The sequence below is a fragment of the Hymenobacter duratus genome (assembly GCF_014698995.1).
GTDB lineage: Bacteria > Bacteroidota > Bacteroidia > Cytophagales > Hymenobacteraceae > Hymenobacter > Hymenobacter duratus.
The window spans coordinates 485,482-512,061 of sequence record NZ_JACWZZ010000004.1 but is presented as its reverse complement, the minus strand read 5'-3'; the positions used below and the strand labels follow the sequence as shown (position 1 = coordinate 512,061).

Genomic DNA, 26,580 nt, shown 5'->3' with positions numbered 1-26,580 from the left:
GCTTTTTCTGCGCGTCATTCAGCGGCAGCAACGGACGAAAATAGGAATGCGAAAGGTGCTCCTAATGATGGTGATGGTGGCCTTGGTCGGGCTTGCCGAACAGGTTCATCAGTGAGCCTATCACATACAGCGCCGCCCAGCAGACGTAAAGCCAGTTGTAGCCCGGCAGCGTGCGGTCTGCGAAGAAATGCAGAATCAGGTGGGCGCCGGCACTCATAATAAGGCCCGTCACGGCAATGAATTGAAAGCTGTTGAGGGCACTCGGGCGGTAAAGTTTAGAGAAATCCACGGCGCTTTTACGGAATAACTGAGAAGAGAAAAGGGAGTCGGCAGAGGCGAGGCCTGTTGCCCTGCTGTACTTTGGACTTACGTATAAGCCGCCACCAGTTGCTGCTTAAACGAGCGTAACATGTCAGGTTCGTGGCGGCGGAAGAACTCAGGGTCGAAATTGGCTTTGCCGAGCTGGCCCAACACCTGCTGCACCGGAGTTTCGGCCCGCAGCCACGCCTCCCATACCTCGTGGCACTGCCGTATGCCCATGGCATTTACGCCCGTTACGGCATTGTTTTGGGCAGGCCGGAAGGTAATACGCAACGCATGGCGCCCGTTTGGGTGCTGCCAGTAACAGGAGGATTCGCCCGGCTCCGGCTCAGCAGGCACACGGCCGTAGGTCTGGTATTCGAGGTGAAAGAACTTGGCTGAGTTGAACCACGGACCGCGGCGGTAGCGGGTAGGTTGCCCACAAAGAGTATGCGCCACGGTTTCGCCCTGCATGCGGCCCGTATACCAGAGCTGCTCAATGGGTACTTCACCGGCGGCCGGTTGCCGATGCTGGGCACAGTCGCCGGCGGCGTACACATCGGGGGCGCTGGTTTGCAGGTAGTCGTCTACCAGAATACCCCGGTCGATTTCTAAGGTAGCGCAGGAGGCCGCCAGGTCCAGATTGGGCGTGACGCCGGTGGCCAGCCCCACCCATTGGCACTCAATTTCCTCGCCGTGGCTGGTGCGCACGGCCCGCACATGGCCATCAGTACCCAATATTTCCGCCAGCCCGGTCCCGTAGCGCACATCAATATGATGCTCGCGGAGTTGCTGGTCTACCAGAGCCGCTTCGGCAGCTGGCAGTACGGAGCCCCAGTATCGGTCGTCGCGCACGAGCATCGTCACGGCAATGCCGCGCGAATGCAGCATTTCGGCCAGCTCAATCCCAATCAGGCCGCCGCCTACTACCACGGCCCGCGCTATGCCGTGCGTGTGGCGGTGCATCTGCTCCAGGTCGGGCAGTGAATACAGGCCTTGCACGCCCACAAGCTCCTGGCCGGGCCAGCCGTAGGTACGGCTGACGGAGCCCGTAGCCAGCAACAGCTTGTCATAGGAAAGGTGTTGGCCGTTGCTCAGCGAAAGAGCTTTGCGGTCGGTGTCGAGGGCGGTAGCAGTGGCATACACCAGCTCCAGCCGGTTTTCGGGCCAGAACCAGTCAGCATAAGGCTTAATATCCTGCGGGCGCAGGTGTCCCATGTACACGTACATCAGCGCTGTGCGCGAGTAGTGGTGCGGCGTCTCATCCGACACGAGCGTAATGCGGGCTTCGGGCTGCAGCCGGCGCACCGTCAGCGCACAGCTGACGCCCGTAATGCCATTGCCGATGATAACCAGATGCATTGAAAAGAAAATATAGTGGAATGACCGGGGTAGTAGGTACAGCCAGCGCAAAGGTGAGCAAGAAATTGGTGCTGCACCGGTCGGCCGCCCCAATCAGCCCTGGAACAAGTGCCCGCCGCTAACTTCTGCTCCCGCATGATACATTCTGTTGGCGACTTTACTCATACGGGGGCAGTTCGGCTGCCGGTTTGCCGGCTTAGCCAGAGGGAGCGCGCAACGAAGTCTGCAGAATGCAACTAGGCGGGCGGTGCGGTACAACCCCCGCTCGGTCCGCGCGTAAAGCAAAACGGCAATCTGCTTCACTCTAACTTCTCACGGCCATGATGCTTGATAACCTGTTCGGCAAAGACAACATCGACGATAACGACAAGGAAAACAGCGAAATAACGGAAGGGAAACCAGCTGTCCACAACGAGCAGCTCGAAAAGGAAAAGGAATTCAAAGCCGACCAAAGCAACGGCAAGAGCGCCGATGATGCTTCGGCGCACCGCAACCAGGGCGCTGGCGGCTATACCCAACGCAGCGACCAGAAAGACCAGCTGGAAAACCTGCACATCGGGGGCAGCGAAACCGAGCCGCAAGGCGGCAACGAGCACCACGCCGCCGGCGAGCAGGCACAAGGCCCCGGTTTTGAGTCGGAAGGCAGCATCGAGCTGGACCACCAGCTGCGCACCCGGGAGCAAAAGTTTGGGGAAGACGCACCCAGCGGGCCGGCCAAACCGGTACAGGACTAAACCTTCCGAAATACGGCATGCAACTGGCCCCGTTCCGCAAGGAACGGGGCTTTTTTGTTGATGCTAATACAAGCCAGAGCGGTTGGCTGCCCAGCGGCATCCGTCTTAGCCGAAACACGTGGCAGCGTCCCGCCAGCCATGAAATTAAGTCGGCGGCAGCATTATTAGGATGGCATGGGACTAATCCTATATCTTTAGGGACCCGTGCTGAGTCCGGCCGGGGCTGCATAGAAATATTGTGCAATCCACGGGCTCAGGAAGGGGCTGTTCTGAGCATTTTCCCACCATTTTATTTTTTCGCATGCCCTCAAAATATACTCTCCCTGAACCCGAAACCGACGAAGCCGGCGCGCTGCTGAGTGAAGAGGATTCTCTGTCCTCCGGCAACGGCCGTTTGGCCATTATCGTTGGGGCAATTCTGCTGCTGGCCATTGTTGGCTACATGTTTATGCCCGGTTCCGGCGGGCGGCGGGTCATCACCAACGTCATGCCGTCCGTGATGCTCGGTGAAGCCAGCGTAACGGGCACGCGCCCCGCCGCTGAGCCGGCTGCTGCCACGGCTGTGGCCGCTGAAACCGAAGATGCAGCAACCAAGCCGGCCACCGACAAGACCAAGAAAGCAGTTACCCGCACTACCATCGATGGCAATCTGGCTACCCGGACCACCGAGTCGGTAGGGACAACTGAAGCCACCCCTGTATCGGAAGCCGCCGCTCCGGCCGCCGCGCCCGAAGCAGCTGCGGCCCCCGCTAATGTGACGCTTTCCGGCCGGATTCTGGACGAGAACGGCCGGCCATTGGCTGGTGCTACCGTTCTGGTAAAAGGTTCGCGCAAGGGCACTGGAACCGATGCCAATGGCAACTATTCCATTGAAGTGCCGGCCGGCGAGAATGCGCTGGTGTATGGCTACGGTGGCTACCAGGACCAAGAGGTCCGCACCCGTGGCTCACAGCCTGTTAACGTAACGCTGCTGCCCAGCGAAAACGGCAAACGCCGGCGTCGGTAGTTGTCGTCAGGAAGTGAATTCCCAAAAGAAAAGCCGCTCCGGACATCCGGAGCGGCTTTTCTTTTGGACCGTTGTGGAGGCTGCTATTGCCCACCGAAGCGCTTGCCAAACAGGAAATAGACCGGCACGCCCATTGCGACGAGCCCAAGCCCAAAACCAGCGTCGCGAGCCGTGGCCGGCGACACGAGCAGGATAATGCAGAAAGCAGACGCCAGCACCACATAGAGCATCGGAATGACCGGGTAGCCCAGGGCCCGGTAGGGCCGGGGAGCGTCGGGCCTGGTGCGGCGCAGAATGAAAATACCAATGATGGTGATGACGTAGAACAGAATCACCGAGAACATGACGTAGTTCAGAAGCTGCTCGTAGGAGCCCGACAGGCACAGCCCGCAGGCCCAGATGCACTGCGCCCACAGCGCCACACCCGGTACGCCAAACTTATTAAGGCGGGCCATACGGGGGAAAAACAAGCCGTCTTTGGCCATGGCATAGTAGGCGCGGGCGCCGCTCAGGATAATGCTGTTGTTGGCTCCGAACGTGCTGATCATAATCAGGACGGCCATCAGGCCCGCGCCGATACTGCCCAGAATGCTACCCGCTACGGCCGTGCCTACCCGCTCATCGGCGGCGTACATGATGCCACGGCTCATGATGTCGGTGGCTGCCGCGGCCGGGTCGCCGTGCATGGGCAGCACCAGCAGGTATACCAAGTTGATAAGCAGATACAGGCCCGTTACGATGCCCGTGCCGATGGCCATGCTCAGCACAATCGTGCGTTCGGGCCGCACGATTTCGTCGCCGGAGAAGCCGATATTGTTCCAGGCATCGGAGCTGAACAGAGAGCCGGTCATGGCCAGCCCGATGGCCCCAATCAGGCCCCAAGTGGTGAGCGGGGTACCCTGGCCGGCAGCATCGTAGCTCACGGCGTTCCACATATCATGGAAGTTGAGGCTCACGGCCTGGTCGTTGATGCCCAATGCCAGCCCGAACAGAATGAGCAGCGCCAGCGCTACCAGCTTAGTGCTGCCGAAAATGTTGGAAATCAGCTTGCCGCCGCGCACCCCGCGCGAGTTCACCCATGTGAGGCCTACCAGCATAACAATGGCCAGCAGCATGACGGTAGAGAACTTCAGTGGCCCGATTTCAAACAGTATGTTGTCCTTTGAAAACCACGGCACCAGCACCCCCACAAAGCGCGCAAATGCCACCGCCACCGCCGCAATTACACCGGTCTGAATTACGAGAAACAAGGACCAGCCGTAGAGGAAGGCCACTAGCTTGTTATAGGCCTCGCGCAGGTACACATACTGCCCACCCACCTTCGGAAACATAGCGGCCAGCTCGCCGTAGCTCACGGCGCCCGCCAGCGTAATAAACCCGGTAATCAGCCACACCACCAGCAGCCAGCCCGCCGAGCCAACCTGCCGCGCAATACCGGCCGACACAATAAAAATACCGGAGCCAATCATGCTGCCGGTTACAATCATGATGGCGTCAAACAGCGTAATGGCCCGCTGAAAATGGCCTTGCTTTTCGGACATAAAAGGAGAGGAAACAGGATTGAGGCCGGGAAGATAGGGGTTTGATGGAGTTGAAGACGATGTGGCACTTGTCATTTAGCTTTCATTCCCGCTGCGCGAATGCCCCAGCCAGCGTGTCGGCTGTGCATTCTCGAGCAGCCTATCGGTTGGCCACTGGGTACCCAGGCGTGCCAAACGAACAGAAATGGCTGGCAGAAAGCGGGGCAGCAGCCTGCTGAAAAGGTAGAATGGCTGAGCATACTGTTTGGGCTGACGAAGCGCGGATAACGTACCGCTCAAACCCGGAAAGGACCTCGTGCAGTATAGTCTGCAAGGGTGCTCGGGTTTCCGGTGTTACTTTTGGGTGGGCCGTAGCAGAAGCAGGGCGGCCCGGCTCCTCTGGGGCGGGGCTGCCGGTTGTGCAGCCCTGGGCCCTGGCTGTCGCTCCCTAACCTGTAAGAACTTCTTCTCCATCTGATATGCTTCATTCACAATCTTTTAGCAAGCGCCTGGCCGGCGGCCTGCTTGCGTTTCTGACGCCGCTGCTGCTGGTTTCCTGCGGCGGAAACAATATCGATATTGATGCCCTGAACGCACAGGCGTTGCAGCGCCAGAAGCAGGTATTACGAGCCGATTCGGTGGCTATTGCCAAGTACATTGCCGACAGCAGCTTCGTGAACGTCCGCCGCCAGCCCTCAGGCTTGTGCATCGTGACCAAAGTAGCGGGCGCCGGCGACCTGCCACGAAACGGCCAGACGGCTTCCGTGGTCTACAAAGGCATGCTGCTCACAAACCAGGTATTCGACCAGTCGCGCCCTGGCCCCGATGGCCGGCCTGTGCCGTTCCTGTTTACGCTGGGGGCAAACCAGGTAATTACGGGCTGGGAAGAGGGTATTGGGCTGATGCGCAAGGGCGAAAAAGCCATTCTGTTGATTCCTTCGGCCTGGGCCTACGGCCCGAGTGGGGCCGGCAACCTCATTCCGCCGGATGCGCCGCTGCGCTTTGATGTCGAGCTGACGAATCTGCAATAGTACAGCGCCAAACCTCCGGATTTTGAAACAGAGGACGCTGCTATTGCTGCTGCTGCTAGGCACCTCCACCGCCCGGGCGGAGAAGTTCGATAACCTGGGCAGCACCCTGGAGCACTTGGCGCTGCTGGTGCTGCTTCTGGTGGGCGGGACAGTGGTAGCAGGTTGCGTCGGAATCTACTGGCTGTTTGCGCGCAATCAACGGAAAAAGCGCGAAGCCCGGCAGCGGGAGCAGACCTTCTACGAGTCGCTCTGACTATGCGGCTGGCGGCTGGCGCGCTAGAACTCGCTCCGGTCATACCAGCTACGCATGCGCCATGGGTCGCCCTTCTGCTTGCGCACCAACACCAACCGCGCCGAGCCGGCTCCCTGGAACTGCTGGTTGTCGCGCTGCTCGATGCTGAGCTGGAAGGACCTTTCGACGTACACCAGCGTATCCGAAAACAGCGTGTCGGTGGTGGGCAGGTACTGAGTCCACTGCAGGTTGGCGGTGCGGGCGGCCCTGAACAGCTTGTAGGTGGTGGATATTTCCACGTCGCGGTTCCAGGTGCGGTCTACGTTGGCCGCGAAGTCCCGGTACGTGAACGTAAAGCGCCGGTCGAGAAGCTGGCCGTAGAGGGTGGAGTCGCGCAGCTGGTAGGCACTCCGGAACCGGTCGAAGAAGCCGCGCACGGTCACGGGGTTGCCGAGTAGCTGGTTCGGGTCGGTGGGCATATCATCAAGGCCCGGCGCGAAAGGGTTGCAGCCCGCCAGCACAGCCCCCACGGCCAAGCCACCGCCCACCATACGGCTACGACGACGGGCAGAAAGTGCAGGTGGCAGAAGATCAGGCATTGGAAAGCGTAGAATTCCCCGTCAAACTTCAGCAAGCTCAGCAGTACGGCGTTGCTAGTTGCGAATAAAATACTTTTTCAAGTCCGTCCAGCACATGGTGTTAGACGTACGCTGGTCGCGCCAACTGGCTATTTTCCACTCATTGTTGCGGCGGCGCACCAGCAGCCGGATGTTGCCTTCCAGCACCGTCGCCCGGAAAGCCGTATCAGTCTGCGTGATTTTTAGTTGATACAGCGCAGAAACCTCTGCCGAATCGGCCGTGAAAAACTGGTCGCGGCGGCTGCTGAGCGTGAGTTGGTTCTGGCCGCTGGCTGGGGAGCGGCGGCGCAGGCCGTTCAGGTAGTCACGCTCCTCGTTCACGCTCCAGTTGGCAAACAGCGTGGTAGCGGTACCGGCCGCCGTAGGATCGGGAATGAAGCGGTACTGTGGCCCGGTAAACGTCCGCTCATAGTTTACCACGTTCAGCGTTTGCACAGCCGTAGTAAAGTTGGCCAGCAGAATATCAATCTGGGTGGGCGGAAGCCAGTCGCTGGCGGCGGCCGCTGGCTCCGGGTCGCGCAGTTCGAAGCAGGCTGTCGTCAGGAGTAAAAGTGGGGCACACGCCAGCAGTCCGGCTTTGCGGCAGGATGAAGGGCGTACCTGTGCCCCGCCCAAAGGTTGGGTAGAGGCAGAAACCGGCAAAGCTTTCCATCGTGAAGCCATGCCTTGAAGGTAAGCAGTTTTCGGTTGAGCTCCAGCGCTTAAGCGGCAACTAGGCCGGGCATCGGTAGTAGCTGTTGTAGCCAATCTGCTTCTGAATTTCAATAGTAGCCAGTGAAATAGTAGGCGTAGACTAGCCTTCTGCCGTATTACGGCCAGGGTTTCTGTCACCTGCTTCCGAATAGCTATTTTTGCCGCCCGCCCACCGGCACCCTTGCATGTCCAAAAAGCTACTGGTATTTCTTACGGGTCTGTTTCTGCTGGCGTCGCTGGCGTCGTACGTGTACTACCGCCGTACTGTGGCGGCCGTGCCCGTCGACCCTTGGGCGCTGGTGCCCGACGATGCGGTGCTAGTGGCCGCTACCCGCGACCATCCAACGCTGGTACGCCACCTCAAGGAAACCCAGGTCTGGGACAACCTGACCACCGTGCGCTACTTCCAGGGCCTGGAAAATACCGTAGTACTGATTGATAGCCTCACTGGCTCCCGCAACGTGCTGATGCGCTTTCTGGGTCGCAAAAAAGTGCTGACTTCGGTGCACGTCACTGGCCAGGGGCGCTTTGATGTGCTGCTGCAGCTGCCCATTGGCAGTGTGCGCGAATACCGGCAGGTGCGCAGCCTTGTAGACGCACTGAGCCGCGACCCCCAGTTTCGGGTCCGGACCCGTGAGTATGAAGGCGCGCTGCTCACCGAAATCAGCGAGGTGGGTACCGGCCGAGGTATTACGTTTCTCAACCACCGCAACCATTTGGTGATGAGCCCTAATCCGGGGCTGGTAGAAGCAGTAGTGCGCCGTTTGGCTGCACCCGAGCAGCCCAGCGTCGCGGCCGACTTCCAGAACACTGACTTTTTCCGGCTGCGCGATGTAGACGCCACGCTGCTTATCAACTACCGTCGCCTACCGCAATTGCTGGGCGTGTTCTTCCGTGCCGACGTAGTGCCGGGAATCGGGAGCGTAACCAGTCTGGTGCTTGATGGGCAACTAGAGATGAAGCTGGCGGGCAATAAGGTGGTCTTCAGCGGATTTGCAAATCCGGAAACCACTGCCGGGAGCCTGCACGAGCAGCTGCGCGGCCAGCCGGCCCAGCGCCTGCGCATGGCCGACGTGCTAAGCCTGCGAACTGCACTACTGGTGCACTTGGGTATTGGGGAGGCCCGCGTACTGCGCGGTGCCCGTCCGGCCGCTACTACTGATTCACTCGCTGCCAGCATCAACCCGCTCCTCGACAGCCTGACGGCCGGCATGAGCAAGGAAGCGGCGCTGGCGTATCTGGCCCCGGCTTCGGCCCGCGTCAGTCCGGGGCGGCTGGCCGTGGTGTGGTGCGCGCAACCGGCGCGGCAGGCCATTCTGCTGGGCCAGCTGCGCCGGGTAGTAGGAGCCAGCCCGTCGTTTGAACGGGTCGGGAGCTACCAGATATATCAGATGGGCGTGCCGGAGCTGCCGGCCCGGCTACTGGGGCCCTTGTTCGCCGGTTTCCGGCAGCCAACAATGGCCGTAGTTGGCAATTACGTGGTTTTCGGAGATGATGCGGCGGCGCTGCGCACCTGGCTGCAGGACGTGGTGGCCGGACAGGTGTGGGCCCGTTCGCCCACGCAGGTGTCCTTTCTGCAGGAAACCCAGCCGTTGGCTCGCCTGAGCGTGGTGCTGGATACCCGCAACGCCTGGAACCTGCTGTTGCGCGGACTAGTGGAAGAGCGTCGGGCCGGGCTGTTGCGCAATGAGTCGCTGTTCAAGCGTTTTCCGCAGGTGGCCCTGCAGTTTGTGCCGGCCGCTAACGAAGCCGAAACCGGTGCCCAGTATTTCACCCAGCTGCTGCTGCGTCACCCGCTGGTAGGGCCCGCCGTAGCCCGTCCGCAGGGCAGCATCGGTACCGGCAGCCTGCTGGCGTTCAAAACGCCCCTGTCTGGTTCTCCCACGCTGGTTTCGGTGGCAGGGGCCACGCGGCCCGGCGTGCTGGTGCAGGATGCGGCGCAGGTGCTGCACTATATCACGCCCGAAAACGTGGTGGCCTGGTCTGATACGCTGGCTGGTCCGGTCGTCGGGCGGATTCAGCGCCAGACGGTAGCCGGCCGCTCGGGGTATCTGCTGGCCACTCCCAGCCAGCTCCACTTCCTGGACGAGCAGGGCCGCTCCACGCCGACGTTTCCCCTCAATCTGCCCGATTCAGTGCGGGCCAGTGGCCTGAGTGTGTCGCCGGTCGGAGCATTCGGAGCCCCGCGCCTCCTGGTGACGGGCGGTGGTGGCAACCTGTTTCTCTACGACACCAAAGGCAATGCCTACCCCAACTGGCTGCCCAAGCGCCTCGACTTCAACCTTGCTGCGCCGCCGCTGTACTTAGTAGTGGGTGGGCGCGACGTGGTGGTGGTGCTACTCGAAAATGGCTACGTGTATGCCTTCGATCAGCAGGGCGGCGTCTATCCGGGGTTTCCCATCAGCTTGGGGGCACGGCTGCAAAGCGAGGCACTGGCCGAAACGGTGGGCCCGACGCTCAACCGTACCCGCATTACGGTCGTGAACCAGCATGGGGAGCGGGTCACGTTTTCGCTGGCCGGCGACGTAGTAGGGCGCAGCCGTGTGGCTACCTGGAGCCGCAGCTCGGTTTTCCGGCTTATTCCGGATCAGCGGCGACGCTCCTACGTGGTGGCCCGCGAAGAAGGAGGGCAGTTGGATCTGTTCGACCCCACGGGCCGGAAGCTGCTGGGCCAGAAATTCCTGACTTCGGGCCAGAAGCCCGTGCAGTTCTTTGATTTCGGCGCGGAGCAGCGAGTGTATGTGCTGACCGAGCCCGGACCTGGCAAAGCCTACGTTTATGACCGGCTGGGGCGGCTGCTGGGTGGCCAGCCCTTCGACAGCAGCGCCCCGGAAATCGGACTTGAATACGAAGCAACGACCAAAACCTACCATCTCTACCGCACCATCGGCCCCGAACTTCGCCGCACGTCGCTGGAACTCAAGTAAGGCGGGCTGCTGAGCTGTGGCCAAACTGAGTACCTTGAGGCGGATAGACTCCTTCATTTGCACTACCAGGCGGCAGCAAAGCATGCCGTTTTCAACTTTTTCTGCTTGGCCTCTTCTGTTACTTCTGCGTCCCGCTGGCCCATTGGCTTGGTTGTGGGAAAGTTTCTGCCCTTCCACAAAGGCCACCAAGTACTGCTTGAGCAGGCTGCCGCTCAGGTGCAGGACCTATATGTGCTGGTATATTCCAACCCCGACCCGGCCACCATGGACGCTGAAACTCGGGCTGGCTGGATTCGGCAGATCTATACTCCGGCAGGGGCAGACCCTGGCACGCCGCCGCGTATCGGAAGCGCCGTGCTGCACGTGGTGGCCCTGCCGGTGGGCCAGCTGCCTGTGCCGCCCAACGATGCCGACGACTACACCCAGCGCGAATTTGTGCGGCGCTGGCTCCGGCAGCAGCCGCTGCAGCCCGACGTGGTGTTTTCTTCCGAAGCATACGGACCGGGCTTCGCGGCGCATATCGGGGCCGAGTATGTGGCCGTGGACCCACCCCGGACGGCCGTGCCCATTTCCGGCACGCAGATTCGGGACGACCTGTATGGGCACGCGGAGTTTCTGCATCCGGTTGTGCAGGCGCATTTCCACTCAGCGCAGTTCATCCGGAAGGTTGTGCTGATGGGGGCCGAAAGCACGGGCAAATCGACGCTGAGCAAGGCGCTGGCCGCGGCTTACGGCACGGTGTGGGTGCACGAGTATGGCCGCACGCTGCACGAAGAGAAAAACGGCGCCACCGACTTCGACGACCTGCTGTACATCGCGCACCGGCACCGCGAGCTGGAAGATGAGGCCGTGCCGCACGCCCGGCACTTCCTGTTCGTGGATACCAATGCTGCCACTACGGCGCAGTTTTCCTACTTCTATTATGCCCGCTGTGCGCCTGAGCTATTGGCCCTGGCCGCTGAGTGCCGGCAGCGCTACTTTCATACCTTTTTGTGTGCCCCCGACATTCCGTATGAAGACGATGGCTGGCGCGACCCGGAGGCACTGCGCGACTTCCACCACGGCATGGTAGCCATGCAGCTCGACATGCTGCAGATTCCGTATACGTTGCTCACGGGCACCGTGGAAGAGCGGCTGCAGCAGGTGTACGCCGTACTTGGCCAGCCCCAGCACGCCGCCGTCACGGCCGCCGACCCGCGCAAATGGGGCTGAAAGCGGAGTAGTGGATCAGACGGTGCCTGAAAAGTTGTTTGCTACCCGCTCAGCATGACCGTTTTGGCGCTTTGGACACAGCCTGGCAGGATAACGGCTCAATCAACGACTCTACCATCCTGCCACTCCACCACGTCACCTGTTGGTCAGCCAGCCTTTGCGGTAGAAATACAGGAGCTGAAACATCACAATAACGGCCAGAATAGCGAGCAGAATAGGGTAGCCCCAGGGGCTGTAGAGCTCGGGCATATTGAGGTAGTTGATGCCCCCGTGTGGGTTTTCGCGCTGAAAATTCATGCCGTACAGGCCCACCACAAAGCTGAGCGGAATGAAGATGGAGCTGATAATAGTCAGCACCTTCATTACCTCGTTCATGCGGTTGCTCTGGTTCGACATAAACAGCTCCACCAGGCTCGTCACCGATTCGCGGTAGCTTTCAGCCAGATCCAGGGCCTGAATGGCGTGGTCGTAACAGTCGCGGAAGTAGACCTTCATTTCCTCGGGCACAACGTCATCGGGCATGCGCAGAATCTCCGCAATTTTCTCCCGCTCCGGGTACACAAAGCGGCGGAACCGGATGATGTCCTTCTTCATGCGCAGAATGCGGCTCAGCACCCGCCGGTCGGGGCGGTCCTGCAGAATCCGGTCTTCGAGCCGCTCAACATAGTCGCCGATGGCTGCCATGGTTGGGTAGTACTGGTCGAGCACCACATCGGTGAGGGCGTAGGCGAGGTAGAGCGGCGGCTTGCGCTTGATCTGGCTGTAGCCCGAGCGGATGCGCTGCCGCACGGTATCGAGGCAGTCGTTGTAGTCGTCCTGAAACGTGAGAACGTAGTTGGGGCCGGTGAAAATGGACAGCTGGTCATCGTCGATTTCGAGCAGCTTGGTAAACTCGGTCATGCGCGAGACCAGAAACAGGCGGTTGTCACCGAACACGTCCACTTTGGCCCGCTGATAGTCGCCGAGCACATCCTCCATCTGCAGCGGGTGCAGGTCGAAATCCTGCATAATGCGCTCCATGAGCGGCAAGTTGTTGTAGCCCCGGACATCAATCCAGTGCCGCAACTCCGGATGCGTGGAAAAAAAGCGCCACAGCTCATCGTAGTCCGAGTATTCCTGCTCCGTGCACGAGCCTTCGTCGTAAGAAAGCAGAAACAGGCGAGGGGTCATGGCGCCGGCCCGGATGGTGAGCGTGCCCGGCCGCTGGCCTACGTGTGCTTCCCGGGCCAGCCGCGTATCGGCGCGGTCGGCAATTGAGTTGTGCTTTTCATCGTCGGGGTGCAGCGGGGCGGTGTCGGCAGCCGAATCGACAGCAGAGGAGGCAGAAGGTTCCATAGAACAAGTGAAGGCTGGGCCAATGTACGGCAGAAGGCCGGGTATGGCTGCAGAATAGCGCCTGAACTGCTACCGACGCCAGGTCGCCACCCGGCCGGCCCGGCACACCATGCGTAAGGTGGCCGGCGTGGGCTTCGGCAGCACGCGGGAACAGCTGCCGCTTGTGCCGCTTGGGCTCCTGTGCGCCGGACACTGCCGCGGCTTCCGCTACTTTTGCGGCCATGCGCCCTCCTGAAACCTCCGTTGCCACAGAGCCTGCTGCCTCGCCGGGGGTAGGGCGCTTCGTGCGCGGGTCGCTGGGGTCCGGGGCTGGTGTGCTGGCCCGTGCGGCGGGGGCGCTGCTGCTCAACAAGCTGCTGGCCGTATACGGCGGGCCGGGCGGACTCACGCTGCTGGCGCACTTTCAGAACCTGATGGCCCTGTTCACGACCCTGCCCAATGACGGCACGCACGTGGGCGTCGTGAAATACCTGGCCCCGCTACGGCCTGCGTCGGGCCGCTACCGGGCGTGGCTGGGCGCGGCCATTGCCCTGAACGGGGCCGCTATGCTGCTGGGGCTGGTTGTGATGCTGCTGGTGCCTGGTCCGTTGGTAGGGGTGTTTCGGCCCACTCTCGGCTGGCTGCTGCTGTTCGGGCTGGGCATCGTGCTGCTTACCGGCTATGCACTGCTAGTGGCGGTGCTGCTGGCAGCCGGCCGGCTACGGGGCTACATTGGCCTGACGGTGACGCTGAGCCTGCTGGGGCCGGCTGCCGTGGCGGCGGTGCTGGCCGCAGGTGGTACGGCTACCACGGCGCTGCTGGCGTATCTGCTGGCGCAGGGCATCACGCTGCTGCCCGCCTGGGCCTTGGCGAAGCAGGCCGGGCTGCTGCCGCCACTGCCGGGCCGCCTCAGCCGCCCGGCGCTGTGGGGCCTGAGCCGGTTTCTGCTCATGGCGGTGGGGCTGCTGCTGTTCGGAAAAGCCGTGGACTTTGCGGTGCGGGAAGTGCTGATCCGGCAGTTCAGCCTGGCCCAAACTGACCTCTGGCAGGCCGTGGCCAAGCTCTCCGACAACTACACGATGGTGATGACGGCCGTGATGAGCAGCGTGTATTATCCCCGGCTGGCGGCCTTATCGGCGCAGCCCGCTGCTCAGCGGGCCTGGGTGCGCACCGTGCTACGCCTGCTGGTGCCGCTGCTGGCCGCCGGCCTGGGCCTGCTGTATGGCTTGCGCTACTGGCTGCTGCCGCTGCTTTTTGAGGCCCGTTTTGAAGCCGCCGCCGGCCTGCTGGGCCCACAGCTGCTCGGCGACTGGTGCCGGTTTGCGGCCTGGCCCCTGGTAATGGTGCTGACGGCGCAGGCACGGGTAGGGCGCTACGTGGCGGTACAGGCGGCTTCGGCGGTGCTCTATGCTGCGGCTCTGGCAGTGCTGCTGCCCCGGCTGGGGCTGCTGGGGGCCGTGTGGGCCTCGGCGGCGCGGCACGCGCTGCTGCTGGTGTGGTGTGGCTGGTATTTCCGCCGGTTCTGGCGCTGAGCAGTGCCAGGAGTCGGAAGATAGGCTGGCCAGGGAAAGGGCAGGAGCACCTTGCCAGGCACGGCGGCGCAGACCCGTGGCCGGTGCGCTTTCCGGGCCCAAACGATACATTTGCCTGCTGCTTCATCACATGCCGCTCCCTTATGCCTTCTCCCGACTCGCTGCCGTTGGTTACTGTGGTGGCTCTGTGCCACAACCACGCCCGGTTTGTGGCGGCGGCCCTGGATTCCATCCTGGCCCAGACATATCCGCGGCTGGAGGTGTTTCTCGTGGACGACGGCAGCACGGACGGCAGTGTAGCGGTGCTGCGCCAGTATGCCGCCGCGCAGCCAGCCTGGAAAACGGTGTTTCTGCCCGAAAACGTGGGCAACTGCGCGGCGTTCAATCGAGCCTTTTTCCAGAGCCAGGGCGAGTACATCATCGACTTTGCTACCGATGACATTCTGCTGCCCGAGCGGGTAGCCCGGCAGGTAGCGCAGTTCCGGCAGCTCGATGCCAGCTACGGCATGCTCTACGGCAACCTGGAGCTGATAAGCGAAGCCGGCGAGTTTCAGCGCTACTTTCATCGGCCCGACAAGGCAGGCCAGCTGCAGCCCCGTCCGGCCTCCGGCTGGGTGTTCGAGGACGTGCTGCGGCGGTTCTTCATCAGTGCCCCCTCCATGATGATGCGCCGGGCCACGCTGCAGGCGCTGGGCGGCTACGACGAAACCCTGGCCTATGAGGATTTTGACTTCTGGGTGCGCGCCTCCCGCGACTGGCAGTTCTGCTACCAACCCGACGTGCTGACCCGTAAGCGCCTGCATCCGCGTTCTAAGTCGGCGCAGGGCTACCGCCCCCACGACCCGCTGCTGGCCTCTACCGTTGCGGTGTGCCGCAAGGCGCTGGCGCTGTGCCGTACCCCGCCAGAGCGCGAAGCACTGGCGGTGCGGGTACGGTGGGAGCTGAGGCAGGCGGCGCGGTTCGGGAGTCTGCCGCAAGCCAGGCACCTGTATAGCCTGTTGCGCGAACTAGGCGGAGCGAGGCTGCCGGAACACGCCATAGGCGCATATCTGCAGCTGCGCCGGCTGGCTGGCAACTAGCAGCGGCTACACTACGATTATCAATTAAGCCAGTAGGTTTGCTCCGGAATTCACCCGTTCTATCCTTCCTCCCGATTTCACCAATGGCTGGTAAGCTGTTTCGCCGAGTGCTGTTGCCGGCACTGCTCTTGCTGGCAGTAGCTACCGGTCTGGGCAGCTACTTCGAAACCAACGACGATGCGGCTATTATGCAGCTTCTGCGCGGTACCACGGCCGCTGCGCCGGTTTCCACGCTCTATCTGTACTTTCATGGGCTGGGTGCCGCGCTGGCCTGGCTCTACCAGGCCATGCCTGCAGTGCCCTGGTATGCGCTGCTGCTCTACGCGCTGCTCTATGCCGCTACGGCCGGCGCCTTCACTTTCCTCGACCGGTTGCTGGTGGGCAAACTGCCGGCGGGCTGGGCGGCTCTGCTGCTGACGCTGTTTTTTCTGGTGGCGTGGCTGGAGCACGGCTTCTGGTTCAACTACGTGCGCGTGCCCATTCTGCTGGCAGGAGTAGGGGTGTTGTGTGCGGCGCAGCGCCCGCAAAGCCGGTGGGCGCTATGCTGGGGACTGCTGGCGTTTGCCCTGAGTTGGCTGATCCGGCCCAGTGCCGCGCTGCTGGGGCTGCTGGCCGCCGCGCCGGGGGCCTGGTGGCTGGCCGGCCGGCGGGCCCTGCCGGTGCTGGGCGGCGCCGTGGCCTGGGCCATCACTGGGGCCGTGTGGCTACAGCTCACCTGGAGCCCGGCCGCCGCCACGTTTCGCCGCCTCGATGTGCTGAAATCCAACCTGCTGGATTTTCAGCTGGCCGCGCCGCCTGCTACGTCGCTAAGCGCGACCGACAGCCTGGGGCTGGCCGCCGCGCAGCAGTGGCTGCTGGCCGACTCAACCCTCGTTAATGAAGGCTTTTTTGCCCGCGCCGCGCCGCTGCCTGGTCCGCGCTATTTCCTTACCCATATTGCCCCTGCGAAGCTAAGCCAGGCACTGCCGCAGCTGGTCCGCGACTATTTCCCGCTCCTGTTGCTGCTGCTGGCCAGCGTGCTGCTGCAAGCAGGAAGGGGAGTGCCGCAGAAGAAAAGCTTCTGGCTGCTGCAGGCAGGTTACGTAGGGCTGCTGCTGGCCTTGGCCGCCGTGCTCAAGCTGCCGCCCCGCATAGCGCTGCCGCTGCTGGATTTGTGGGTACTGAGTAATCTGGCGTTCGTGCTGGCGCGCCCCGCCGCCGCCCGGCAGGCACCGTGGAGTATCTTGGTGGTTCTGGCGGTGGCATTCGTGCCGTATGCCTACAAAACATGGCACCGCCGTACCACGCTGGTGCAGGAGCGGCAGCGCAACCAGGCCGAGCGGCAGCGGCTTTTTGCGCTGGTCCACCAGCCCCCGGCCTCCTTGCCCGAGCTGATACTGTCCGATGCCTTTGAAGCTACCTACAAGGCGGAATCACCGTTTGCGGAGCATAGCCTAGTGGCACGCCGCCTCACTGTGGCCGGCTGGACCACGCTACACCCGTCTCAGGCGGCGTGGCGGCAGCAGCTCACCGGTACCAGAAACTTTGCTGAGGGGCTGCGCCGGCTGGCACAAAGGACCGATGTAGGCTGGATACTCACGCTGGGTAGTGCCCGGATTTTCAATTACCAGCTGGCACAACTGCCCGGAAGGCATGTGCAATTAGTTCCGGCCGCAGGGCAAATGGATTCTTCAAAAAATGTAAAAGCGTATTTACCATATTTAGGAAGTGCCAACTATAGGTAAAAGCCAAAATTTTGTAGGCGGGTTAAGGGACTTATTCAACGAAATACCGGGTAGTGAGTATATACCTTTGGGCTCCCTTCCTACGTTCCTTCATTTAGACCTACTGCCATGATTGCAACCACCACCTCCCGCGGAGAGGTTTTGCAGCACCTCGAACCTTTTTTGCGCGAAAACCTAGGCACTTTTCTGAAAAGCGTAGACAATAGCTGGCAACCATCGGACTACCTGCCCGATTCCCGGACGGATACCTTTTTCGACGAAGTAAAGCTGTTGCGTGAGCGTGCCAAGGAGCTGAGCTACGACCTGATGGCCGTGCTCATCGGCGACACCATTACGGAAGAAGCACTGCCAAACTACGAAGCCTGGTTTCACCAGCTCGACGACCTGGGGCGCGACCCCAACAACGGCTGGGCGCAGTGGATCCGGGGCTGGACAGCCGAGGAAAACCGCCACGGCGACCTGCTCAACCGCTACCTCTACCTCTCGGGGCGCGTAAACATGCGCGAGTTTGAGATAAGCACCCAGTACCTGATTGCCGACGGCTTCGATCTGGGCACGGCCCACGACCCGTACCGCGCCTTCATCTACACCAGCTACCAGGAAACGGCTACCAACATTTCGCACCGCCGGGTAGGGCAGCTGGCCCGCAAAGCCGGCGACGACCAGCTGTCCAAGATCTGCGGGATGATTGCCGGCGACGAAACCCGCCATGCCCGCGTTTACAAAACCTTCGTCGACAAAATCTTTGAAGTGGATCCTTCGGAGATGATGCTGGCGTTTGAGGACATGATGCGCAAGAAGATTGTGATGCCGGCGCACTACATGCGCGAAATGGGCATCGAAATGGGCAAAACCTTCGGGCACTTCACCGATGCCGCGCAGCGGCTGGGCGTGTACACCAGCCAGGACTACACCGACATCCTTGAAACGCTCATCACCGACTGGAAAATAGCCGAGATACCCGGCCTGAATGGCGCTGCAGAAAAAGCGCGCGACTATGTGATGGCGCTGCCCAACCGCCTGCGCCGTGTAGCCGACCGTATGCCGGTGCCCAAGCTGGAGTACCGCTTCAAGTGGATTGACTAACCGGCCTGCTCACGCACAAAAAAAGCCCCCGCAACACATTGGTTGCGGGGGCTTTTTTGTGGGCGGTGCCAGCCAGACTATGGCTGCGCGTCCATTACCTGGCCCATCGTCCATTTGCCATCGGCGCCGAGACGGTAGCTGATGGTTCGGTTGCTGGCGGCGGCTGGGGTAGTGCCATCAGCGGCGGCCGTTGTCGTGGTCACGGGGAAGGTGCGGCTGAGCGTTCCGTTGTTCAGCACGTAGGTGTCTTTGCCGGAGTAGCCCACACCTGCCGTACCCGGAATCATACCGGGGCTGCTGATGGGCGTGTAGCCACGCTCGGCAAACTCGTAACCGTAGAAGCCGGCGTTGGAGGCAGGATTATCGGTGAAGACGTACAGCTCGGGTTTGCCATTGCCGTTCAGGTCCGCCGTTACGGCGTCGCGCACGGCCCCGTTGATGTCAACGCGAACCGGATCAGTGGTGAGGGCCGAACCCCGGTAGGAGCGGATGGTAAGCTGGCGCTGCGCCGAAGAGCCGGTCGTGCGCACTTCGAAGCGTGCATCACCCTGGGTCAGCTCGCGGGTAAAGCTTACTGGCTCCGTCGAGGCCGTGTTTTCTGCGGTAGGAGCAGCAGTAGAAGCATCTTCAACGGCATTGCGCGAAGAGTCACAGGCAGTAGCTGCGAGAAGCGAGGCGCCTAGCAGAGCAAAAGCGGAAGCTTTCATAGATATGGTGGTTTGGAGGAGAGAAACAAGTACGACCCGCAATTCGGGTGGCTGGCCCCGCAAGCGGCAGAGCCGGCAGCAAAGAATGTGAAAACAGACAGCAACTAAATGGCTGCGTATCTGGCATGAGAGCGGTAATATCTACGCAAGGTATTACGTTCTAGGTGAAATGCAAATAAAAAGTAAACACGTGCTAGTTTTAAATGGCTTTTTCCAGAGCTTGGCTTCATTCTATCAGTGCTTTACGTAATTCCGGCAAAAGTGCTGCACCGTGGCGTTTATCTTTTACTTTATCTGGTTGCTAAACCCTACCTGCCGGAACATCATTGCGCCGGCCGGCAGCGCATACTGAATAGTCCGCTGGCCGCCGCTGGGGCAGCAGTTGGGGTCAGCCTCCAGATATATCGGGAAAGTGCGCAGCACCTGGCGGCTCTGCACCCGGAATTCGTCGTGCCCCTGATAGCCTTTGGCCGCCGGCCCTACCAGTTCGGGCAGCGTGAGGTTGCGGCGGCCCTGGTTCAGAAACTCGTAGCCAATCAGCTGGCCATAGGAGCCACTGCCGGCATCGGTCAGAAACACCAGAAGCTCCGGAAATTTGTCTTCGTTCAAGTTAGTGGCCACGGCATTGGCTACCACGCCCTCCACCGTCTGGGTGGTGGTGGTCAGCTCCCGGCCGTTTTTTTCTACCCGCAGCTGCATCTGGCGCTGGCTGCCTTCACCGGTAGTCTGCACCACAAAGCGGTGGTCGTTCTGGCTCAACTCGCGGCGGAAGCTGACGGTAGCGGCCGGTGTGGCTGCGGAGGTACTGGCCCGCAACGTGGCCGGGTCGGCTGTTTCGGTGGCGGACCGGGGCGCATCGCAGGCGGCCGCCAGCAGGAGCAGCAGGGCCGCCGACAGAAGAGGGAAAGAATGTTTCATATGCGTAGCGGAGCGGCCCTACTGCCAACGCCGGCAGGAAGCAGCTCCGCTTTTGCATACCGTAGAGCCCGGCCGGAGGTTACAAACCCGCGCTCAGGGTTGAATCTGTACGCCCTTCCAGAACGCCACGCGCCCCCGGATCTGCTGGGCTGCTTCCTTGGGCTCAGGGTAAAACCAGGCGGCGTCTTTGTTCAGCTCCCCGTTCACGCGCAGCGAATAGTAGCTGGCGCGGCCTTTCCAGGGGCAGGAAGTGTGCGCAATGCTGTCCTCGAAATACTCGCGCTTAATGGCGTCGGCCGGGAAATAGTGGTTATTTTCCACTACCACGGTGTCGTTGCTCTCCGCTACTACGGTATTGTTCCAGATGGCTTTCATGGTGGGTATGGGTTGTTTGGGGGCTTGTATACGGGGGAGAGGAGGTGCCGAAACCGCCAGATGGCTGCCAGTAGCGGCCCCCTGAAAACCAGCAACCATAAACCAACTTCGCCCGGTGGTTGTTCTGAAAGCTCATCCCCCTCCATTATGTCCTCAGGCTTTCGTTTTCGGGACTACGTGCCCGAAGAGTCGACCGATAAAGGTTTCGACTCCCTCTTCAAGATATTCATGCAGCTCATCACCATCACCAGCGGCGACGTGGGCGAAACCCTCTCGTGGCTGAATGAGCTGGACAAGCAGTACGGCCTCACCAACGATGAGTACGGCATGGGCAACTTCATCGAAGACCTCAAAAAGAAGGGCTATATCGATGAAGACGAGCAGAAAAAAGGCGAGTTCAACATCACGGCCAAAAGCGAGCAGCAGATCCGCAAAAGCTCTCTGGAGGAAATCTTCGGCAAGCTCAAGAAATCGGGGCAGGGCAACCACCGCACGCCCCACACCGGCCAGGGCGACGAGCAGAGCACCGACATGCGCGAATTCCGGTTTGGCGACTCGCTCGACCAGATTTCCATGACCGAGAGCATCCGCAACGCCCAGCTCAACCACGGCCTGGGCACCGGCGAGTTCATGCTGACCGAAGGCGACCTGGAAGTGCGCGAAAACGAGCACAAGAGTCAGACCAGCACCGTGCTCATGATTGACATTTCGCACTCCATGATTCTGTACGGCGAAGACCGTATCACGCCGGCCAAGAAGGTGGCCATGGCGCTGGCCGAGCTGGTGAAGCAGAAGTACCCCAAAGATTTCCTGGACGTGCTGGTGTTCGGCAACGATGCCTGGCAGATTGAGGTGAAGGACTTGCCGTATCTGCAGGTGGGGCCCTACCACACCAACACGGTGGCCGGCCTGGAGCTGGCCCTGGACCTGCTGCGCAAGCGCAAAACGCCCAACAAGCAGGTTTTCATGATTACGGACGGCAAGCCTACCTGCCTGAAAGAAGGCAACGGCTACTACAAAAACAGCTTCGGCCTCGACCGCAAGGTGGTGAACAAGACCCTGAACCTGGCCGCCGCCGCCCGCCGCCTCAAGGTGCCCATCACCACGTTCATGATTGCCTCCGACCCGTATCTGCAGCAGTTCGTCAACGAATTCACGGAAGTGAATCAGGGCAAGGCGTACTATAGCTCGCTCAAAGGACTGGGCCACCTAATTTTTGAGGATTACAAGCGCAACCGACGCAAAAACGTGTAGCTCGTGCCGGTAGGGGCGGGGCTTGTCCCCGCCCGCTGAACCGCGCCGTTCGGCCTTCCGCACACGTAGCAAGCACCCGACACTTCATTTAACATCGTTCAACGACGGGCGGGGGCAAGCCCCGCACCCTACACTGTATGCCTTCGTATTCCTCTCTCTCCGCCGACCAACTCCAGCAACTCACTACCCTTGGTGCCCTGAAAAAATCCGGCTATCAATCCCGCTCCGTGAAACAGGAGCTGCGCGACAACCTGATTGCCAAGCTGCAAAGCAAAGAAGACGTGTTTCCCGGCATCTTCGGCTACGAGGAAACCGTGATACCCGAGCTGCAGCGCGCTATTCTGGCCGGCCACCATATCAACCTGCTGGGCCTGCGCGGCCAGGCCAAAACCCGCATTGCCCGCCTACTAGTGGGTTTGCTCGATGAGTACATGCCCGTAGTGGCCGGCTCCGAGCTCAACGACGACCCGCTGCAGCCGCTGAGCGTATTCGCCAAAAACCTGATTGCCGAGCATGGCGACGACACGCCCGTGGCCTGGGTGCACCGCAATGACCGCTACACCGAGAAGCTGGCCACCCCCGACGTATCGGTAGCCGACCTTATCGGCGACGCCGACCCCATCAAGGCGGCCACGCTCAAGCTGCCGTACAGCGACGAGCGGGTAATTCACTTCGGGCTGATTCCGCGGGCGCACCGGGGCATTTTCGTGATAAACGAGCTGCCCGATCTGCAGGCCCGCATTCAGGTGTCGTTGTTCAACATTCTGCAGGAAGGCGACATTCAGATCCGGGGCTTCAAGGTGCGGCTGCCGCTCGATATCCAGTTTGTGTTCACGGCCAACCCCGAGGATTACACCAACCGGGGCTCCATCGTGACGCCGCTCAAAGACCGGATCGACGCCCAGATTATCACGCACTACCCCAAGAGCATCGAAATCGGCAAGCGCATCACCAAGCAGGAAGCCCGCATCAAAGACGTGCAGAAGGGCATGGTGACCAGCAACGAAGTCATTCATGACCTGGTGGAGCAGGTGGCCGTGGAGGCCCGCGCCTCGGAGTTCGTGGATGCCAAGAGCGGCGTATCGGCCCGCCTCACCATCTCGGCCTACGAGCAGGTGGTGGCCGGGGCCGAGCGGCGCGCCCTCATCAACGGCGAGAAGCAAACCTACGTGCGCGTCGGCGATTTCATTTCGGCGGTGCCGGCCGTAACGGGCAAGGTGGAGCTGGTGTACGAGGGCGAGCAGGAGGGAGCCGGCATCGTGGCCGAGAAGCTGATGGGCAAAGCCATCCGCACGCTGTTTCTGCAGTACTTCCCCGACCCCGACAAAGCCAAGAAGCTCAAAGGCCGCCCCTCGCCCTACAAAACGGTGCAGGAGTGGTTCGGCTCGGGCCACACCGTGGACATGCTGCACGATGCCAGCACCAAAGACTACCGCGCCGTGCTCGACCAGGTGCCCGGCCTGCGCGACATCGTGACGGAGCTGCACCCCAACGAAACGCCCGAGCACACCTACTTCCTGATGGAGTTCCTGCTCCACGGCCTGAGCGAGTACAGCCTGATTTCGCGCAACCGCCTCACGGCCGGTGCCCAGTTCAAGGACCTGCTCAGCAGCATGTTCACCATGCCCAGCTTCGGTGAGGATGACGACGAGGACGACGAAGACGAGAAGCCCCAGCGCGGCCGCCGTCGGTAGGGACCTCACCCCCCGGCCCCCCTCCTCAGGGAGAAGGGGAGCCTGATGACCTAAGTAAATGCCCCGTGTACTGAAAGGTGCGCGGGGCGTTTTTGATAGACATGAGTGAATTTTATCACACCTAGCTCTTGTAGGTTATTTTTTAATATTATAAATATAACCTACAAGAGCTAGGTGTGTGGCTGCTTGCAGACTCCAGATCATAAACTTTAGATATTTGTAACTTCATTTGCTCCCTTTCCTGCTTTAACATGTCTGTCTACCAGTTCCCCGTCATCGATAAGTTTCAGGCGCGGGCCGTTACGGAGCCGAGCTTTGAACCAGAGTTGTTCGGCGACGACCAACAGTTGTATGTAGATCTGGACCAAGTTCGGGGTTCTGAATTCCAGGATGATATTCTCTTTACGCTGGCAGTAGAGGACGGTAGACTGATGGAACTACCTAACGACTACATCAAGATCATCTGTTCGGGCCATCGGGGCTGTGGCAAAACCACGGAACTCAAGCGCCTCCACACTTACCTCAACCATCCCGACCGCTACCTATCCATCTTCCTGAGTATTGAGGAAGAAATGGAATATGGCTCGTTGCAGCCGGAGGATATTTTTGTGTGGATTCTGCTGAAGCTGGTATCCGCTATTGAGGAATACGACATTCCCGCCAGCCGTACGCAGTTTAATGAGTTAGCTCGGCAGTTTCTATCCAGCCAGACCGTAGAACAGGAGCTAAAGGATAATTTTGGGGTGGAAGTAGGAGCGGAGACGGAAGGGGGCATCAATTTCTTTAGCCTGTTTAAGCTGAAGACAAAGGCCAAAGCGGTATTCTCCACCAACAACGCCACATCTACTAAAATCAGGGAAGAGATTCGTAAGAATCCTTTAGCTATCATCAACCGAATCAATGCGGCGTTGGTAGACATGCGGCAGGCAGTGGCCGAGGCAGGGCTGGGGCAGGATGTGCTATTTATTATTGATGGCTCAGAGAAATTGCGGTTTCAGGTGTACGAATACCTGTTTATTCAAAATCCGAATCTGCTCCAAACGCTGGCGCTGAACATGATTATGGCAGTGCCCATTGACTCATACTACAAAATAGAAGCTGGACCAGGGCTGAATTTTTCGCATAGCCTGATTATTCCAATGATCAAGCTGGCCGGCCCGGGCAACCCGGCCGACGAGTGTTTTAAAGAAGTAATTGAGCGCCGCATTGCCACCGATTTATTTTTCGAATCCGGCGTGTTGGATGAATGCGTCCGCCGCTCGGGGGGCTGCGTGCGTCAGCTGCTCCGGATTGTGAATGCCGTGATTCGGAAGGCTCGGGGCGGTCGGGCTTCATTGGAGGTAGCGCAGGCGGCCATCCGGGCTCTGGGCAGCGACATGAACCAGCTACTCACGACCAAACATATTGACACGCTGAATCTGGGGCTGCACAAATTGCGTCCGGGTGATGCGGAGGTGCGCGAAATGCTGTTTCAGTTGGTACTGCTTAAGTACAATGGGCACTTACGGCTGAATCCGTTGTTGGAAGGTATCATACCTATTTTCGAATGAATACTACGCCCACATCCGCTGCTGCCTTGGAGGAGTCGACCATGTTCGAAGAAATGGTGTTCTCGCTGGCCCACCACGACCAGCCTACGGTGGCCTTTGTAGAGTGCGCCAGCTTGGCCAAGCGCGACGAGGTAGAAAAGCAGATGGCCGAGCGGCTGTCGGAGTACACATTTTACACGCTTGACGTCACGCCCTACCCGGTAGTGTCGCTACTGCGGGTATTGCAGGAAAAGCTGCCGAAAGAGGTCCAGGAGTCAAAGCCGGTTTCGTACGTAGTACACGTTCACGGCCTCGAAAATAGTTTGCTGGTAAGCGAAGATGGCCAACTAGCCGCCTCGGCTCTAACGCGCCAACTCAATCTGGAGCGGGAGTTACTGTTCCGGAAAGTGCCCTACATCTTGGTGCTGTGGGGCGATGCCCACTTCTTCCAGACGCTCCGGCTGGAGGCCCCCGACCTGTGCCATTGGGTAACGTACTCTTTCCGCTTCGAAGACCACACCGCCCGTTCCGTGGAAAGCCTGCCTCCGCTACCACCGGAACGCCTGCCTCAGCGCGGCAATATTGCAGAGCGACAGTATCGCATCCAGGAATTACAGGATCGTTACGATCATCTGAGCCTAGATGGTAGCGACAAGAAACGCCTGCTTCGGGATAAGACTGGTATCCTGAGTTTGTTGGCGCAGGAATTGACAGAAGCATTCAGGTATTCGGAAGCCGCAGAATACTACCATATAGCTATAGCATTACAAAAACGGCTGCGGGAACCGAATGGATTAATAGCTCATTCTTGGTTTAGACTAGGGGATGTGTATTTGCGTATGGGAAGATTGATAGAGGCAGAAGAAGTATATAAAGAGTGTTATGCTATAAGTGCAGATTACAATTACGGATCTATCCTGCATCAATTAGGGTTAGTTTATCAAATGCAGCACAATTGGAGTATGTCAATAGATTACTATGAAAAATCGGCAATGTGGTATAAGCGTACTAATAACAACAATAGTTTAAGTGGTATATATCATCAACTTGGTCGAGTATACCAGGAACAAAAAAAATGGTCTAATGCATTGGAGTACTTTCAACTGTCATTGCAGGAATATACTGATGATGGCCAGTCATCTAAGGGAGATACATACCATCAGATAGGAGTTGTCTATCAGCAGCAACACCGTTGGGATGAAGCGCTGAAATATTATTACGAATCATTGAGGGAGTACAAAGTGCAGTCTAATATATTCGATATGTCAGCTACTTATTATCAATTAGGAACAATGCATCAGGAGCAAGATAAGTTGAAAAAAGCGCTATTGTACTACCAAATAAGTCTGTACGCGTGTTATTTATCAGGTAATGAGGAAGGGTATGCACTTAATTATCACAATATTGGATTCATACACGAACTAAAAAAGGAATGGAAAGATGCTTTATTGTGTTACGATAAGGCGGTAAAATACATTGAGAAAATTGGTAATACTTATGACATAGGTTCCACTTATTATCAAATAGGCCGAATATACGAAAAACAACAAGACACTATTAATGCGAAAGAATGGTTTGTAAAAGCGGTTAATAATATGACTTTGCATGGCCATCAGAACTTGCCTATAGCTTTAGCTGCTTTGAAAAGGTGCAATCTGGATAAGGTTATTTAAAATCTGTAGGTTATTATTGATGATTATAAAAATGACCTAC

The 26,580-nt window shown here is 59.6% G+C and carries 23 protein-coding genes; 14 read left to right on the top strand and 9 right to left on the bottom strand.

The features are described from left to right. Positions 1-61: 61 nt before the first annotated feature. Positions 62-289, bottom strand: coding sequence for a hypothetical protein (locus IC231_RS18310; RefSeq protein WP_190785917.1), 228 nt, complete (start codon positions 287-289; stop codon positions 62-64). A gap of 77 nt (positions 290-366) precedes the next feature. Next, positions 367-1,662, bottom strand: coding sequence for an NAD(P)/FAD-dependent oxidoreductase (locus IC231_RS18305; protein WP_190785916.1), 1,296 nt, complete (start codon positions 1,660-1,662; stop codon positions 367-369). A 320-nt stretch (positions 1,663-1,982) separates the two neighbouring features. Here IC231_RS18305 and IC231_RS18300 point away from each other — a divergent pair, with 320 nt between their 5' ends. Continuing rightward, the gene (locus IC231_RS18300) at positions 1,983-2,396 is read left to right on the top strand and encodes a hypothetical protein (protein ID WP_190785915.1); all 414 of its coding nucleotides are present in this window, start codon (positions 1,983-1,985) and stop codon (positions 2,394-2,396) included. Positions 2,397-2,697: 301 nt separating this feature from the next. After that, a complete protein-coding gene (locus IC231_RS18295) occupies positions 2,698-3,402 on the top strand; it encodes a carboxypeptidase-like regulatory domain-containing protein (protein WP_190785914.1) in 705 nt (234 codons plus the stop codon). 83 nt (positions 3,403-3,485) lie between these two features. Here IC231_RS18295 and IC231_RS18290 read toward each other — a convergent pair whose 3' ends face one another. Beyond that, complete coding sequence (locus tag IC231_RS18290) at positions 3,486-4,943, bottom strand: APC family permease (RefSeq protein ID WP_190785913.1); 1,458 nt, start codon at positions 4,941-4,943, stop codon at positions 3,486-3,488. A gap of 458 nt (positions 4,944-5,401) precedes the next feature. On the opposite strand from IC231_RS18290, the gene IC231_RS18285 reads away from it, so the two are divergent. Continuing rightward, on the top strand, positions 5,402-5,953 hold the full coding sequence (locus tag IC231_RS18285) for an FKBP-type peptidyl-prolyl cis-trans isomerase (protein WP_190785912.1): 552 nt from the start codon (positions 5,402-5,404) through the stop codon (positions 5,951-5,953). Positions 5,954-5,975: 22 nt separating this feature from the next. Next, on the top strand, positions 5,976-6,206 hold the full coding sequence (locus IC231_RS18280) for a hypothetical protein (RefSeq protein ID WP_190785911.1): 231 nt from the start codon (positions 5,976-5,978) through the stop codon (positions 6,204-6,206). A gap of 23 nt (positions 6,207-6,229) precedes the next feature. On the opposite strand, the gene IC231_RS18275 is transcribed toward IC231_RS18280, so the two are convergent. Both IC231_RS18275 and IC231_RS18270 read right to left on the bottom strand, forming a co-directional pair. Then, complete coding sequence (locus IC231_RS18275) at positions 6,230-6,784, bottom strand: hypothetical protein (protein ID WP_190785910.1); 555 nt, start codon at positions 6,782-6,784, stop codon at positions 6,230-6,232. Between the two features lie 54 nt (positions 6,785-6,838). After that, complete coding sequence (locus IC231_RS18270; RefSeq protein WP_190785909.1) at positions 6,839-7,486, bottom strand: hypothetical protein; 648 nt, start codon at positions 7,484-7,486, stop codon at positions 6,839-6,841. 215 nt (positions 7,487-7,701) lie between these two features. Between IC231_RS18270 and IC231_RS18265 the strand changes: the two genes are divergently transcribed. Continuing rightward, positions 7,702-10,443: a hypothetical protein gene (locus tag IC231_RS18265; protein ID WP_190785908.1), complete on the top strand. Its 2,742-nt coding sequence runs from the start codon at positions 7,702-7,704 to the stop codon at positions 10,441-10,443. Positions 10,444-10,548: 105 nt separating this feature from the next. Continuing rightward, positions 10,549-11,655, top strand: a complete 1,107-nt coding sequence (locus IC231_RS18260) for an AAA family ATPase (protein ID WP_190785907.1) — start codon at positions 10,549-10,551, stop codon at positions 11,653-11,655. Positions 11,656-11,790: 135 nt separating this feature from the next. Here the strand turns inward: IC231_RS18260 and corA are convergent, their stop codons facing one another. After that, the gene (gene corA / locus IC231_RS18255; protein WP_190785906.1) at positions 11,791-12,990 is read right to left on the bottom strand and encodes a magnesium/cobalt transporter CorA; all 1,200 of its coding nucleotides are present in this window, start codon (positions 12,988-12,990) and stop codon (positions 11,791-11,793) included. A 221-nt stretch (positions 12,991-13,211) separates the two neighbouring features. Here corA and IC231_RS18250 point away from each other — a divergent pair, with 221 nt between their 5' ends. The 4 genes from IC231_RS18250 to IC231_RS18235 all read left to right on the top strand — a co-directional run bounded on the left by IC231_RS18250 (position 13,212) and on the right by IC231_RS18235 (position 18,390). Further along, positions 13,212-14,501 carry an MATE family efflux transporter gene (locus IC231_RS18250; protein WP_190785905.1) on the top strand — a complete coding sequence of 430 codons (1,290 nt, stop codon included), beginning with the start codon at positions 13,212-13,214 and terminating at the stop codon, positions 14,499-14,501. 143 nt (positions 14,502-14,644) lie between these two features. Beyond that, on the top strand, positions 14,645-15,580 hold the full coding sequence (locus IC231_RS18245) for a glycosyltransferase family 2 protein (RefSeq protein ID WP_190785904.1): 936 nt from the start codon (positions 14,645-14,647) through the stop codon (positions 15,578-15,580). Between the two features lie 83 nt (positions 15,581-15,663). Further along, positions 15,664-17,304: a hypothetical protein gene (locus tag IC231_RS18240; RefSeq protein ID WP_190785903.1), complete on the top strand. Its 1,641-nt coding sequence runs from the start codon at positions 15,664-15,666 to the stop codon at positions 17,302-17,304. A gap of 108 nt (positions 17,305-17,412) precedes the next feature. After that, positions 17,413-18,390, top strand: coding sequence for an acyl-ACP desaturase (locus tag IC231_RS18235; protein WP_190785902.1), 978 nt, complete (start codon positions 17,413-17,415; stop codon positions 18,388-18,390). 77 nt (positions 18,391-18,467) lie between these two features. Here the strand turns inward: IC231_RS18235 and IC231_RS18230 are convergent, their stop codons facing one another. The 3 genes from IC231_RS18230 to IC231_RS18220 form a co-directional block, all read right to left on the bottom strand. Then, positions 18,468-19,097: a hypothetical protein gene (locus IC231_RS18230; protein ID WP_190785901.1), complete on the bottom strand. Its 630-nt coding sequence runs from the start codon at positions 19,095-19,097 to the stop codon at positions 18,468-18,470. A 285-nt stretch (positions 19,098-19,382) separates the two neighbouring features. Continuing rightward, a complete protein-coding gene (locus IC231_RS18225) occupies positions 19,383-20,015 on the bottom strand; it encodes a hypothetical protein (RefSeq protein ID WP_190785900.1) in 633 nt (210 codons plus the stop codon). Positions 20,016-20,108: 93 nt separating this feature from the next. Next, positions 20,109-20,390, bottom strand: a complete 282-nt coding sequence (locus IC231_RS18220; RefSeq protein ID WP_190785899.1) for a DUF427 domain-containing protein — start codon at positions 20,388-20,390, stop codon at positions 20,109-20,111. Between the two features lie 147 nt (positions 20,391-20,537). Between IC231_RS18220 and IC231_RS18215 the strand changes: the two genes are divergently transcribed. The 4 genes from IC231_RS18215 to IC231_RS18200 all read left to right on the top strand — a co-directional run bounded on the left by IC231_RS18215 (position 20,538) and on the right by IC231_RS18200 (position 26,540). Continuing rightward, a complete protein-coding gene (locus IC231_RS18215; RefSeq protein ID WP_190785898.1) occupies positions 20,538-21,644 on the top strand; it encodes a vWA domain-containing protein in 1,107 nt (368 codons plus the stop codon). Between the two features lie 137 nt (positions 21,645-21,781). Next, positions 21,782-23,338, top strand: coding sequence for a sigma 54-interacting transcriptional regulator (locus tag IC231_RS18210; protein ID WP_190785897.1), 1,557 nt, complete (start codon positions 21,782-21,784; stop codon positions 23,336-23,338). A gap of 251 nt (positions 23,339-23,589) precedes the next feature. After that, complete coding sequence (locus IC231_RS18205; RefSeq protein ID WP_190785896.1) at positions 23,590-24,888, top strand: hypothetical protein; 1,299 nt, start codon at positions 23,590-23,592, stop codon at positions 24,886-24,888. Beyond that, complete coding sequence (locus tag IC231_RS18200) at positions 24,885-26,540, top strand: tetratricopeptide repeat protein (protein WP_190785895.1); 1,656 nt, start codon at positions 24,885-24,887, stop codon at positions 26,538-26,540. The genes IC231_RS18205 and IC231_RS18200 overlap by 4 nt, the downstream gene beginning before the upstream one ends. Positions 26,541-26,580: the final 40 nt, after the last annotated feature.